The organism is Campylobacter sp. RKI_CA19_01121 (assembly GCF_025771295.1).
Lineage (GTDB): Bacteria > Campylobacterota > Campylobacteria > Campylobacterales > Campylobacteraceae > Campylobacter_D.
Genome location: NZ_JAKMQA010000006.1, coordinates 40,284 through 52,538, shown reverse-complemented (window position 1 = coordinate 52,538; position 12,255 = coordinate 40,284). Strand labels below are relative to the sequence as shown.

The 12,255-nt window shown below is 29.9% G+C and carries 15 protein-coding genes; 7 read left to right on the top strand and 8 right to left on the bottom strand.

The features are described from left to right. Window positions 1–24: 24 nt before the first annotated feature. Together L8T90_RS04155 and L8T90_RS04150 are read right to left on the bottom strand one after the other, a co-directional pair. On the bottom strand, window positions 25–399 hold the full coding sequence (locus L8T90_RS04155; protein ID WP_039668403.1) for a heat shock protein transcriptional repressor HspR: 375 nt from the start codon (window positions 397–399) through the stop codon (window positions 25–27). A gap of 12 nt (window positions 400–411) precedes the next feature. Continuing rightward, window positions 412–1,284, bottom strand: coding sequence for a J domain-containing protein (locus L8T90_RS04150; RefSeq protein WP_263736813.1), 873 nt, complete (start codon window positions 1,282–1,284; stop codon window positions 412–414). A 149-nt stretch (window positions 1,285–1,433) separates the two neighbouring features. On the opposite strand from L8T90_RS04150, the gene L8T90_RS04145 reads away from it, so the two are divergent. The 7 genes from L8T90_RS04145 to L8T90_RS04115 are packed head-to-tail and all read left to right on the top strand — an operon-like array spanning window position 1,434 to window position 8,295. Further along, the gene (locus L8T90_RS04145) at window positions 1,434–2,852 is read left to right on the top strand and encodes a DegQ family serine endoprotease (RefSeq protein ID WP_263736812.1); all 1,419 of its coding nucleotides are present in this window, start codon (window positions 1,434–1,436) and stop codon (window positions 2,850–2,852) included. Window positions 2,853–2,864: 12 nt separating this feature from the next. After that, window positions 2,865–3,539, top strand: a complete 675-nt coding sequence (locus tag L8T90_RS04140; RefSeq protein ID WP_039626094.1) for a response regulator transcription factor — start codon at window positions 2,865–2,867, stop codon at window positions 3,537–3,539. Continuing rightward, the gene (locus L8T90_RS04135; protein ID WP_087700579.1) at window positions 3,536–4,777 is read left to right on the top strand and encodes an ArsS family sensor histidine kinase; all 1,242 of its coding nucleotides are present in this window, start codon (window positions 3,536–3,538) and stop codon (window positions 4,775–4,777) included. Before L8T90_RS04140 ends, L8T90_RS04135 begins: the two co-directional genes overlap by 4 nt. Window positions 4,778–4,784: 7 nt before the next feature. Continuing rightward, the gene (locus L8T90_RS04130) at window positions 4,785–6,812 is read left to right on the top strand and encodes an ATP-dependent helicase (RefSeq protein ID WP_263736811.1); all 2,028 of its coding nucleotides are present in this window, start codon (window positions 4,785–4,787) and stop codon (window positions 6,810–6,812) included. Window positions 6,813–6,867: 55 nt separating this feature from the next. After that, the gene (gene tpx / locus L8T90_RS04125) at window positions 6,868–7,392 is read left to right on the top strand and encodes a thiol peroxidase (RefSeq protein WP_263736810.1); all 525 of its coding nucleotides are present in this window, start codon (window positions 6,868–6,870) and stop codon (window positions 7,390–7,392) included. A 39-nt stretch (window positions 7,393–7,431) separates the two neighbouring features. Next, the gene (locus L8T90_RS04120; RefSeq protein WP_039628336.1) at window positions 7,432–8,037 is read left to right on the top strand and encodes a Crp/Fnr family transcriptional regulator; all 606 of its coding nucleotides are present in this window, start codon (window positions 7,432–7,434) and stop codon (window positions 8,035–8,037) included. A gap of 57 nt (window positions 8,038–8,094) precedes the next feature. Further along, the gene (locus tag L8T90_RS04115) at window positions 8,095–8,295 is read left to right on the top strand and encodes a DUF2892 domain-containing protein (RefSeq protein WP_012661495.1); all 201 of its coding nucleotides are present in this window, start codon (window positions 8,095–8,097) and stop codon (window positions 8,293–8,295) included. On the opposite strand, the gene msrA is transcribed toward L8T90_RS04115, so the two are convergent. From msrA to hypB, 6 genes are read right to left on the bottom strand one after another with little or no spacing between them, the layout of a single operon-like run. Further along, entirely contained in the window at window positions 8,292–8,798 is a 507-nt protein-coding gene (msrA, locus tag L8T90_RS04110) for a peptide-methionine (S)-S-oxide reductase MsrA (protein WP_263736809.1), read from the bottom strand. The two genes, L8T90_RS04115 and msrA, sit on opposite strands and share 4 nt — an antisense overlap. Continuing rightward, window positions 8,788–9,153, bottom strand: a complete 366-nt coding sequence (locus L8T90_RS04105) for a hydrogenase maturation nickel metallochaperone HypA (RefSeq protein WP_039641489.1) — start codon at window positions 9,151–9,153, stop codon at window positions 8,788–8,790. The genes msrA and L8T90_RS04105 overlap by 11 nt, the downstream gene beginning before the upstream one ends. Next, window positions 9,153–10,124: a hydrogenase expression/formation protein HypE gene (hypE, locus tag L8T90_RS04100; RefSeq protein WP_263736808.1), complete on the bottom strand. Its 972-nt coding sequence runs from the start codon at window positions 10,122–10,124 to the stop codon at window positions 9,153–9,155. Before hypE ends, L8T90_RS04105 begins: the two co-directional genes overlap by 1 nt. 1 nt (window position 10,125) lies before the next feature. Continuing rightward, window positions 10,126–11,217 (bottom strand): hydrogenase formation protein HypD, encoded by a 1,092-nt coding sequence (gene hypD, locus L8T90_RS04095; RefSeq protein WP_263736807.1) that lies wholly within the window; start codon window positions 11,215–11,217, stop codon window positions 10,126–10,128. Continuing rightward, window positions 11,204–11,485 carry a HypC/HybG/HupF family hydrogenase formation chaperone gene (locus L8T90_RS04090; protein ID WP_039618343.1) on the bottom strand — a complete coding sequence of 94 codons (282 nt, stop codon included), beginning with the start codon at window positions 11,483–11,485 and terminating at the stop codon, window positions 11,204–11,206. The genes hypD and L8T90_RS04090 overlap by 14 nt, the downstream gene beginning before the upstream one ends. After that, window positions 11,485–12,219, bottom strand: a complete 735-nt coding sequence (hypB, locus tag L8T90_RS04085) for a hydrogenase nickel incorporation protein HypB (RefSeq protein WP_039628341.1) — start codon at window positions 12,217–12,219, stop codon at window positions 11,485–11,487. The genes L8T90_RS04090 and hypB overlap by 1 nt, the downstream gene beginning before the upstream one ends. Window positions 12,220–12,255: the final 36 nt, after the last annotated feature.

Here is a 12,255-nt window from a genome sequence, read left to right as displayed (position 1 = left end):
TCACCAACCTTTTGTAATGTTTTATTATTTTATTTTTTCTAAAAAAATTAAGTCAAAATTGCTTCTGTGTTTTACTACTGCTCTTGATTTTGAAGGATTATCTCTTCTATCAAGTTCTAATCTTAATTCTTCAATGGTATTTTCAAACTCATCAATTTTTGTTTTTAGTTTTAAAATCACATCAACACCAGCTAAATTAACTCCAAGATCTCTTGTTAAGCGTAAAATCATTTTGATTCTATCTATATCTTTTTGAGAATAAAGTCTCATTTTACCATCGGTTCTACTTGGTTCAACCAAACCTTCTTTTTCATATTGTCTTAGAGTTTGTGGGTGTATGCTTAAAACCTTTGCAACAACACTTATAAGATACACCGGTTCATCATAACTATGCTCCATTGCATACTCCTTTTAAGGTAATTTTTCTTCTAAAATTTTTACAAATTCAGGATCAAGACTATTAATATCAGGTATTTTTACATTTAAAATTAAATACATATCTCCATAAAGATCTGTTTTTCTATTTTGTACCCCATAACCTTTAAGTCTGATTTTTTGATTGTTTTTTGAATTTGGCGGTATGGTGATTTTAACTTCTTTTCTTGGAGTATGTACGCTGATTTTATCTCCAAAGAGTGCTGTTTTTAAACTAATTTCAACCTTTTTGTATAAATCATCATCTTCTCTTTCATATTTATCACTTTTTTCAAGTTCAACTTTTAAAATCAAATCTCCTTTTTGTCCTTGAAAGCTTTTTCCCTTACCTCGTATGCGTAACTTTTCGCCATCTTTTATGCCATGTGGAATTTTGATTTTAACTTGTTCGTTATTGATATTTATAGTATGTTCACCACCTAAAATTCCTTTTTCAAAAGGAATTTTAACACTTGCTTGCAAATCCAGATCCTCTTCAAAGCCACCAAAACCCCCAAAACCACTTCTAAAATTATTACTAGAGCTAAAGCCTCTGCCAAAACCCCCAAAGCCTCCGCCAAAAATATTATTCAAAATATCATTGATATCAGCTCCGCCTGCATTTCTTGAAAAATCATGAAAACTTTGCCCACCAAACATAGAATCACCATATCTATCATATTGAGCTCTTTTTTTCTCATCACTTAAAATTTCATAAGCGGCGTTAATTTCTTTAAATTTTTCCTCAGCACCTGCTTCTTTATTGATATCTGGGTGGTATTGTCTTGCTAATTTTCTATAAGCTTTTTTTATTTCATCTGCGCTAGCATTTTGCGAAACACCTAGTGTCTCATATAAACTATTACTCATTTTTTATTCCTTATTTTTTATAAGATTATACCATAAACTTTAGTCTTAGTCAATCAACTTTTATAAGTTTTAAAACTAAAGGTTTTATTTACAATTGCGTAAAAATAAAATTTTATACTTGTGTAAATTGATTTTACAAAGGATAATACATGAAAAAAACTATGGTTCTTTCTTTGGCATTAGCAACTAGTCTTTTTAGTGCTAGTATTGATTTTAAACAAGCAGATGATAATGTAAAAAGATCTTTACCAACTGATAATCAAAATTCTATACTTTCTTATCATGATTCTATACAAAAAGTTAAAAATTCAGTTGTGAATATTTCAACTTCTAAAACCGTTCAAAGTAATTCCTTTGGGATTGATGATTTTTTCAATGATCCTTATTTTAAACAATTTTTTGGTTTTGATTTTCCACAAGCTCCAAAAAGTAAAAAAAATAAAAAAGAAGTAGTAAGTTCGCTTGGATCTGGTGTAATTATTTCAAGCGATGGTTATATTATAACAAATAATCATGTTATAGAAGATGCTGAAAAAATTACTGTAAATTTACCTGATTCAAGTACTGAATATAAAGCTAAATTAATCGGAGCTGATCCTAAAACAGATTTAGCAGTGATAAAAATAGAAGCAAAAAACTTACCTGCTGTGATTTTTGCTGATTCGGATAAATTATTAGAAGGTGATGTAGTATTTGCCTTGGGTAATCCTTTTGGTGTTGGAAGTAGTGTTACAAGTGGGATTATCTCAGCTTTAAATAAAAACAATATAGGTTTAAATCAATATGAAAATTTCATTCAAACGGATGCTTCAATTAATCCTGGAAATTCAGGCGGGGCTTTAGTAGATAGCAGAGGGGCTCTAGTTGGGATAAATTCAGCCATACTTTCAAGAAGTGGAGGAAATAATGGTATAGGCTTTGCAATCCCTTCTAATATGGCAAAATCTATTGCACAAAAACTTATCGAGCATGGAAAAATAGAAAGAGGATATTTAGGTGTAGTTATAGGAGCTTTAACTCAAGACATTAAAAAAGCTTATACCAATCAAGAAGGAGCTTTAATAACAGAAGTTCAAAAAGACTCAGCAGCTTATAATGCGGGATTAAAAAGAGGTGATTTGATTATAAAAGTAGATAAAACTGTGATTAAAAGCCCTATGGATTTAAAAAATTATATAGGAAGTATTGATCCAAAACAAACTATAGAGGTAACTTATGAAAGAGATAATAAAGTTAAAACAGCTAAATTTATGCTAAAAACAGATGAAAAATCGCTACAATATGAAAAAGGTTATATTGATGGTTTAAAATTAGTAGAGCTTGATTCTAAAAATAAACAACAATACCGCATACCTGAAAATATTAGTGGTATTTTAATCACTGAAGTTACTCCAAAATCAAAAGCAGAAAAAATAGGCTTTGAGCAAGGTGATATTATTATAGGTATTGATCAATATGAAGTTTCAAATTTTAAAGAATTATCTAAGGCTTTAGAATTAAATAAAGGCAAAGAATATGTTAAAATTTGGATTAATAGAGGCGGTATGGTTAGAGCTTTACTTTTTTAAGAAAGGAAAAAAATGACAAATATTTTAATGATAGAAGATGATTTAGAATTGGCAGAGATTATAGCTGAATATTTAGAGCAATTTGATATGAAAGTAGATATTGCTCATGAACCTTATATAGGTCTTTCAAGACTTGCTTTAAATCCTTATGATTTAATCATTTTAGATTTAAGCTTGCCTGGACTTGATGGACTTGAAGTATGCGAGGAAATTCGTAAAAAATATGATACACCCATTATCATTTCAAGTGCAAGACATGATATTAGTGATAAGGTTGCAGCTCTTGATTTGGGTGCTGATGATTATTTACCAAAACCATATAATCCTCAAGAGCTTCAAGCAAGGATTAAAAGTCATTTAAGAAGAATTTCAAATACAAAAACCGCTCAAGCTCAAGTTAAAAAAGATCTTGTATATGATAAATACAAACATACTATCACTATGAAAGATCAAGAAATTAGCTTTACTAATGCTGAATTTGATATTTTGAGTTATTTAATTAAAAAAGAAGGTGGAGTGGTAAGTCGTGAAGAGCTTGTGTATAATTGTAGCTCTATTAGTGAAGATTCTAGTAATAAAAGTATAGATGTAATCATTAGCAGAATCAGACAAAAAATCGGAGATGATCCTAAAACTCCAAAATACATTCATTCAATCAGAGGTATAGGGTATAAATTAACTCAATGAATAAATCATCAATTTTTTATACCATAACCTTTGTTTTTTTGCTTGCTAGCGTTAGTGTGATTTTGGCATTTTTATGGCTTATAAAATATGATCAGCAAAATTACACTAATGAGCTTAATGCGAAATATTCTTTTATAGCTAATGCAAGATTATTGTATTTTAACCATGTAATTAGCGAAAAAGAATTTTATGAGCAAACAAAAAATTACAAAATGATAGAACTAACGACCCCATCTTCTATAAGAAAAATCATCTACAAAGCTGAAACCATAGCACGCGCTCAAACTAGCACGGGTGTAGTTGAAATCATTACTTTAGAAGATAATGTGTATTTAAAAATCATTTTTGATGGTAAGCTTTATTTGTACAAAGATTTAGAATATCAAGGTTATCGTTATTTTGTGATTAAGCTTATTGCTAGTATAGTAGTAATGGTTTTATTGATTTTATATATTTTTATCATTAGAAAATTAAAACCACTTAGAGCTTTAAAAAGACAAATAGATAAATTTGGCGAAAATAAACTCAATGAAATTCAAAATGTTAGCAAGGGAAATGATGAAATTTCTCAAGTAGCAACAGCCTTTTATGAGTCTATTTTAAGAATTCAAAAACTAAACACTTCAAGGCAGTTTTTCTTAAGAAATATTATGCATGAGTTAAAAACCCCTATTACTAAAGGCTTAATCACTTTAGAAATGCTTGAAGATAGCAAATATAAAGAAAGATTAGTGGGTGCTTTTAATCGTTTAGAAATTTTGATTAATGAATTTGCAGCCATTGAACAAATTACTTCGGGTGCTGGTTTAATTAATTTAAAAAAATACAATATCTTAGATCTTTTAGATGAAGCTAAAGATATAGCTATGAGTGATGATGAAAAGGTAAAAATTAGTATCAAAGAAAGTTTTAGTGTTAATGTGGATTTTAAACTTTTTACTACTGCGATGAAAAATATGATAGATAATGCAACAAAATACTCTGATGAAAATTGCGTTACCATAGAAATAACTAAAGATTATCTTTGCTTTAAAAACAAAGGAAAAGCCTTAGATAAAGACTTGAAATACTACACTCAAGCTTTTACGCAAGGAAAGAAAAACAAAGATAGTTTTGGACTTGGATTATATATTGTTAAGACTATTTTAGATTCTCATAAACTTACGCTTTATTATGAATATAAAGATGGTATCAATCATTTTTATTTTAATGATATACAAAATATAATTTTAAACTAGGAAGCTCATGCCCTTATCGCGTTTAAATGAAGAACAATACAAAGCTGCTAGCGCTCCTTTTGGACACAATCTAATCATAGCAAGTGCAGGCACAGGTAAAACTTCGACCATAGTTGCAAGAATAGCCTTTTTACTTCAAAATGGTATAAAGCCTGAAAAAATTATGCTTTTAACCTTTACAAACAAAGCTAGTAAAGAAATGATAGAAAGACTTGGCAGGTATTTTGATAAAAGTATTACTTCAAAAATCACAGCAGGAACCTTTCATAGCACTGCTTATTCCCTACTTAAAGAGTTAAATCATGATATTATTTTAAAACCTGCTAGTGAGCTTAAAATTCTTTTACGTTCCATTTTTGAAAAACGCACTTTTCATCATTTAAGCGACACTAAACCTTATATGTCAAGTTATTTGTATGATGTGTATTCTTTATTTCAAAATACTAATGCAAATTTAGATGAATTTTATAATTGGTTTTGTCAAAATTATGATGAACAAGCTGTTTATGCTGAGATTTATGAAGATATTTTAAAAGAATACGAAGAAGAAAAAGCACGTTTTAATTATGTGGATTTTAATGATTTATTGATCAAATTAAAACATGTTTTAGCTTCACATCATTTTGAATTTGATGAGATTTTAGTAGATGAGTACCAAGATACTAATACTTTACAAGGTTCATTAATTGATGCTTTTAAAAGTAAAAGTTTATTTTGTGTGGGGGATTATGACCAAAGTATTTATGCTTTTAATGGAGCTGATATTTCTATTATAGGAAGTTTTAAAGATAGATTTATCGATGCAAATATTTTTACTTTAAATAAAAACTATCGTTCTAGTAAAAATATACTTGCGCTAGCTAATAAGGTAATCTTAAACAATGAAAGATTATATCCTAAAGAATTGATTGTAACTAGAGAAGGAGATTTTAAAGCACCAAGTTTGCTAACTTTCAATGAATTATTTGATCAATACTCCACCATAGCAAAAATAATCTTACAAAGTGGAGTTAATCTTGATGAAATCGCTGTTATTTTTAGAAACAATTCTAGTGCAGATGGAGTAGAAGTTGCCTTGAGAGAACTTGGTATAGCAAGCAAAAGAAAAGGCGGGGGAAGTTTTTTTGAAAGCTTGGAAGTTAAAAACTTTTGCTCTATGCTTGCAATCGTGCTTAATCCAAAAGATATCATGGCTTTTATACACTTACTTGAATATACCAAAGGAGTTGGTGGGGTTTTAGCAAAAGATATTTTTGATGCTTTATTAAAATTAGGACATTCTAGTTTGATTAAAGGTTTTTTAAATCCTGATAGTAGTGTGAGTTTAAAAAAATACAAAAAACAAAGTTACCAACTAGGACTTTTTGATGATATTGAGGAGCTAGCCTCGCCTTCAAGATTTAATCTAAAAAGTGAATTTAACACCCACCCTATTTTAAGCCTTCCTAAAATCAACGAGCTTTGTGCGAAAAATCTTGAAAAAATTTATCTTTTTATTAAAAAAGCAAGTGAGTGTAAAGTTTCAACTCAGCTTGTAAATTTGATCTTAGAAAATGATTATTTTAAAGAAATTTGTGATATTTTAGCAACCAAAAGAGCGACTAATAAAAACTCCAATGTTGACTTAAATAAAAAAAATGAAATTTTAGAAAAAATCAACGCAAAAATGTTTGTATTAAAAGAACTTGCTAAAAATTACAGTGATAATTATAAATATTATAATTTTCTTACTCTTGGTGCTAGTGAAATGAGTAGTGGTAGTGGGGTTAATCTTTTAAGCATACATGCTAGCAAAGGTCTTGAGTTTGAGCTTGTATTTGTAATTGATCTTGCACAAGGAAGATTTCCTAATCAAAAACTCATGAGCATGGGTGGAAGTTTGGAAGAAGAAAGAAGGCTTTTTTATGTAGCTGTAACTAGAGCTAAGGATACTTTATACTTAAGCTATGCAAAATATGACAAGATTAAAAAAAGCAATTATCAACCCTCGTGTTTTCTAATCGAAGCAGGTATGTGCAAAGAAGAACAAAAATAAGACTTTATTAATCTTTTTATATTATGATTAATAAAAATCATTCAAGGAGAAAAAAATGAATAGTGTATTATTCAAAGGAAATAAAGTAAATCTAAAAGGAAACAACATCCAAGTTGGCGATATGGCTCCAAATATCACCTTAAAAGCTAAAGATCTTTCAGGTGTTGAAATTGCCCCAAAAGGCAAAACTCAAATTATTATCAGCGTGCCAAGCCTTGATACTCCAGTATGTGCAACTGAAGCTAGAGAATTTAATAAAAAAGCAGCAGCAAGTGGTGTAGAAGTAATCGTAGTTAGCATGGACTTACCATTTGCTATGGGTCGTTTTTGCTCAACTGAAGGTATAGATAATTTAACTGTTGCAAGTGATTTTGTTTCTAAAGAATTTGGTGAAAAATATGGTGTTTTAATGGCTGATGGTCCACTTGAGGGAATTTTAGCTAGAGCAGTGTTTGTAGTTAAAGATGGTATGGTTGCTTATAAAGAATTGGTAAATGAAGTAACAGAACTTCCAAATATGCAAGCTCTAGAAAGCTTCTTTGGTCAAAGTTGTGGATGTGGTGGTTGTGGTTGCCACTAAAATTTAAAAGCCTTTTATAGGCTTTTAAAACTTAAAAACATGGAAAATTTTCTTTCTCATTTTGAAATAGAAAAACAAGATCTCAAACTTATACAAGAGCACTTACAAATAATAAACATCGAAAAAGACTTTAAGGTCAATGATAAATGTTTAGGATTTATAAAAATTTTAAAAGGTGAGCTTAGAGCTTTTATTTTAACCCCAAATGCAAAAGAAATAACACTTTTTCACCTTAAAGAAAATGACGAATGTGTTATTTGCTCTGAGTGTAATATGGATGGCATATCTTATGATGTTTTTATACAAAGTACTCAAAATACAAGTATAGCCATCATCCCCTCATCAATTTTTCAAATTTTAAAAGAAAAATATCCAAAAATTAATAATTATGTTTTAAGTTTAATCACCAAGCGTTTTAATACCTTAATCAAAGTTTTAGAACAAGCTTTATTTATGCCTTTATCTTCTAGAATTTGTGATTTTTTGAAAGAAAATGCTAGCAACAATACTTTAAAAATTACCCATGAAGCTTTAGCTAATCACTTAGGAAGCGCCAGAGAAGCCGTTTCAAGAATTTTAAAAGAATTAGAAAAAGAAGGTAAAATCAAACTTGAAAGATCTAAAATAATACTAATTTCTTTGTAACTTTATCACAGAAATACTTTTAAAATTTATTTATAATATCAACAAAAAGGAGAAATTATGAGTAAATTAGAAAGAGTGCTAAGAATAGCTTTAGCCATAGTGGCGTTTTCTTTGGGAGTTTATTTTTCAACTTGGTGGGGATTATTGGGTTTAATTCCTTTATTAACAGGTATTTTTGCTGTTTGTCCCATAAGAGTGCTTAGTGGAAAACAAGCTTGTCCACTTGGGGTTTGCCCTATTTCTAAAAAGAAAAATTAGGAATAATTTGCTAGTTTTTCTAGCTTTGGTGTAATGACAAATCTACAATAAGCTTGGCTGGGATTATTTTTAAAATATTTTTGATGATAATCCTCAGCCTTATAAAATTTTTCTAATTTTAAAACTTGTGTAATTATAGTTTTAGTGTAATATTTTTGTGCTTTTTGTAAAAAATCACTAATGATTTTTAACTCCTCATTAGTTGGATAAAAAATAACTGATCTATACTGTATCCCCTCATCAGCACCTTGTTTATCTAAGCTTGTTGGATCATGCATTTTGAGAAAAATTTCTAAGATTTTTTCTAATGAAATTTGTTTTTCATCATAAATTATCTTAGCTACTTCTATATTTCCATCGCCATTTATTACGCTTTCATAACTTGGATTTGGCTTACCACCGCTATAACCTACTTCTGTATAAACTACGCCTTTAATTTCATCAAACACAGCTTGAGTGCACCAAAAACAACCCGCACCTAAGATAATTTCTTTATTTGTCATTATTTTCTAAATCCTCATTTTCTTTTAAAACAAGTTGCATAAGATAAAGTTCTTCTCCATCTATGATTTTTAGATCTTTATCTTCGCATTTTGGGCACCAAAAGATATTATTTTCAAGCACTCCGCTAAAATGGCATTTTTGACATTCAACTACTACTTCTTGAATATGCATAATAAATTTAGCATTCTTACACAAAGGACTATTTTCTTTAAAAGTTTCAAAGCTTCTTTGTAAAAGTGGAGGTTCAACCCCGCTTAAGCGTCCTATTTTAACATGCACTTCTTCAATAATTTTTCCTTGAGCATATTCTTCGCAAAGCTCTAGTAATGATTCTGTAATACTTAACTCATGCATTAGCAAATTCTTGGCAAAAGTTCGCCTTTTGGAGCCTCTAAAATGCGTTTTGCTCCATAAGCATTTTCTAAAACCACTCTTGCTTTTTCATTAGCTGTGATTTCACCTATAATAGCTGCATTAGCATTGAATTGTTTTAAAATTTCTAATGCTTTTTGCTTATCTTTTTTATCTACACAAACAATAAAAGTTCCTTCATTTGCAAGCTCATAAGGCTCATATCCAAAAAGCTCACAAACCCCTAAAACTTCATTACAAACTGGAATTTTTTCTTCGTATATTAAAAGCTCTAAATTACTCAATTTAGACCATTCATTTAAAACCGCACTAAGCCCACCACGCGTAGCATCACGCATTGCTTTTATAGAAATATCTGCATTTAAAAGTGCTAAAACTTCATCTTTTAAGCTTTTGCAATCACTTTGGATATTTGCCTCTAAATTATTTCTTTCAATCAAAACCGCACAACCATGAGTTCCAATATCCCTTGAAACTAAGATACTACAACCACTTTTTAAGTCTTTGGTATTGATTTTTTGTATATTTTTACCTATACATGAAGTGTTAATATATATTTCATCGCCTTTATTTTTAGGAACAACTTTAGTATCCCCGCAAACTAGTTTTACTCCTGCTTTATCACATTCTTCTTTTATAGATTTTAGTATAATTTTTAACTTTTCTATCTCAAAACCCTCTTCTAAAATCAAAGCTAGTGATAAATATAGCGGTTTTGCTCCCACCATTAATACATCATTTACGCTACCACAAACTGCTAATTTTCCTATATTTATATCTTTTAAAAAGATAGGATTTAGTACAAAAGAATCGGTGCTAAAAGCCAAATCATCTAAAATAGCAGCATCATTTGCTTCTTTTAAAACATCATTTTCAAAAATAGAAAAAATTTCATTTATTAAAGCATTCATTTCTTCGCCACCACCACCGTGGGCTAGAGTAATTTGTTCCATTTTATGCCTTATCTTGATAGTATTTATAATAAGCCGCACAAGCTCCTTCACTAGAAACCATACAGCTACCTATGGGATTTTTTGGAGTGCAAGCTTTTGCAAACACCTTACAATCATAAGGTTTAGCTAAGCCTCTTAAAATTTGACCACAAATACAAGCCTTGCTTTCATCTTTACTTTGCACTTTACAATCAAACACTTTGCTAGCATCTAAGTGTACAAATTCATCTTTTAAGCAAAGCCCACCATTTACAATCACTCCAAGACCTCTAAATTCAAAATCACAAGGTTCAAAGTATTTTTCTACTAAAGCCTTAGCTTTTAAATTTCCTTCTTTGTTAACTACTCTGTGATATTCATTATAAACTTCAAAAGTATTTGTATTCATTTGCTCTACTATATTTAACACACTAAGCATTATATCAACTGGCTCAAAACCACTCACTGCTATAGGTGTTTGGTATTTTTTAGCAATAGGTTCATAAATGTTTGATCCTGTGATAACACTTACATGAGAAGGTCCTAAAAAGGCATCAATTTTTACATTTTCATCTTGCATGATAGTTTCTACTGCGGGTGGAACTAATACATGATTAATATGAAAAAATAAATTTTTTAAATTTAAGGCTATACTTTTTTCTATAATCACCCCACTCATAGGCGTAGTTGTCTCAAAACCTATGGCAAAAAAGATTATATTTTTTTCAGGATTTTTTATGGCTATATCTATCACATCCAAAGGTGTATAAAGTGCTCTAATATCAGCTCCTTTGGCTCTAAGATCAATTAAGCTTTCATAACTTCCTGGCACTTTAAGCATATCGCCTAATACACAAAAGATAGTATTTGGCATACTTGCAAGCTTTAAAGCTACATCAATACGCTCTCTTGGCATAACACACACGGGACAGCCTGGGCCATGAACAAAATTAATTTCTTTTGGTAATAAATCAGGCAAACCAAATTTCATAATACTATGCGTATGTCCACCGCAAATTTCCATGATATTAATAGGCTTAGTAATTTTAGAAGCAATAAGTTCTTTTAGGGCTAAAATTCTTTCTTTATCTCTAAAATCATTAATTAAATCCATTTTTTAGCCCCATATCGCCTTCATTTTCATCGATTTGCCCATTTTGCATTTTCTCTGCTATATCTGTATAAATTTTTAAACTCTCTTGCGCAGCTTGAGTGTCGATTTTTTCCATAGCAAAACCCACATGTATAAGCACATAATCGCCTACCTTTAAAGGCTCGCTTATCAAGTCTAAACTCACCCTTCTTTTAACCCCTAAAGTTTCTACTATGGCTGAATTTAGCTCATCAATTTCTAAAATTTTAGAAGGTATAGAAAGACACATTAGTTAAGCTCCTTTTTCATTTTTAGATAATTTATCCAAAGATCAAACCCTGTTTTTGTTTTGCTATCTAAAATCATAATATCTATTTTAGGATTTAGCCTTTTAGCAGCCATAGAAGCTGCTTTAAAATCAAAGTCAAAATGCTGAGCTAAATCGGCTTTAGTAATGACTAATAAATCAGCCTTTCTAAACATCACTGGATATTTTTCTACCTTATCGCTACCTTCTGTTACTGAAAGTAAAACTACATTTAAATGCTCGCCTAAATCATAACTTGCAGGACATACTAAATTTCCCACATTTTCAACAAATACTATATCAAGCTCACTAAGTTTGAAATGATGTAAAGCTTCATGCACCATAAAAGCATCTAAATGGCAAGTTTGTCCTGTGGTAATTTGATGAGCTAAGCCTCCTGCTTTGATAATGCGATTTGCATCATTATTAGTTTCTAAATCCCCTTCAACCACGGCTATTTTTAAATCATCTTTTAAAGTTTTTATAGTTTCTTCTAAAAGTGTTGTTTTACCGCTTCCTGGAGAACTCATTAGATTAATACAAAGAGTATTATACTCATTAAAATGCTCTCTATTATGAGCTGCTTGATGATCATTTTTTGATAAAATTTTACTAATAACATTAATAGTTTTTTCATCTTTTAAAGCTGGATTTTCATGATGGTGATCATGATGATGTTCATGTCCATTAATAGAACAGCCACAATCTTTACACATAATCTTTCCTTTATATTTTTATTTTATTGTATATAA

Coding starts and splice junctions, on each gene's coding strand:
- L8T90_RS04140 (WP_039626094.1), top strand. CDS start 2,865: ATGACAAATATTTTAATGATAGAAGATGATTTAGAATTGGCAGAGATT.
- L8T90_RS04145 (WP_263736812.1), top strand. CDS start 1,434: ATGAAAAAAACTATGGTTCTTTCTTTGGCATTAGCAACTAGTCTTTTT.
- tpx (WP_263736810.1), top strand. CDS start 6,868: ATGAATAGTGTATTATTCAAAGGAAATAAAGTAAATCTAAAAGGAAAC.
- L8T90_RS04150 (WP_263736813.1), bottom strand. CDS start 1,284: ATGAGTAATAGTTTATATGAGACACTAGGTGTTTCGCAAAATGCTAGC.
- L8T90_RS04130 (WP_263736811.1), top strand. CDS start 4,785: ATGCCCTTATCGCGTTTAAATGAAGAACAATACAAAGCTGCTAGCGCT.
- L8T90_RS04115 (WP_012661495.1), top strand. CDS start 8,095: ATGAGTAAATTAGAAAGAGTGCTAAGAATAGCTTTAGCCATAGTGGCG.
- L8T90_RS04105 (WP_039641489.1), bottom strand. CDS start 9,153: ATGCATGAGTTAAGTATTACAGAATCATTACTAGAGCTTTGCGAAGAA.
- hypD (WP_263736807.1), bottom strand. CDS start 11,217: ATGGATTTAATTAATGATTTTAGAGATAAAGAAAGAATTTTAGCCCTA.
- L8T90_RS04135 (WP_087700579.1), top strand. CDS start 3,536: ATGAATAAATCATCAATTTTTTATACCATAACCTTTGTTTTTTTGCTT.
- L8T90_RS04155 (WP_039668403.1), bottom strand. CDS start 399: ATGGAGCATAGTTATGATGAACCGGTGTATCTTATAAGTGTTGTTGCA.
- msrA (WP_263736809.1), bottom strand. CDS start 8,798: ATGACAAATAAAGAAATTATCTTAGGTGCGGGTTGTTTTTGGTGCACT.
- L8T90_RS04120 (WP_039628336.1), top strand. CDS start 7,432: ATGGAAAATTTTCTTTCTCATTTTGAAATAGAAAAACAAGATCTCAAA.
- L8T90_RS04090 (WP_039618343.1), bottom strand. CDS start 11,485: ATGTGTCTTTCTATACCTTCTAAAATTTTAGAAATTGATGAGCTAAAT.
- hypE (WP_263736808.1), bottom strand. CDS start 10,124: ATGGAACAAATTACTCTAGCCCACGGTGGTGGTGGCGAAGAAATGAAT.
- hypB (WP_039628341.1), bottom strand. CDS start 12,219: ATGTGTAAAGATTGTGGCTGTTCTATTAATGGACATGAACATCATCAT.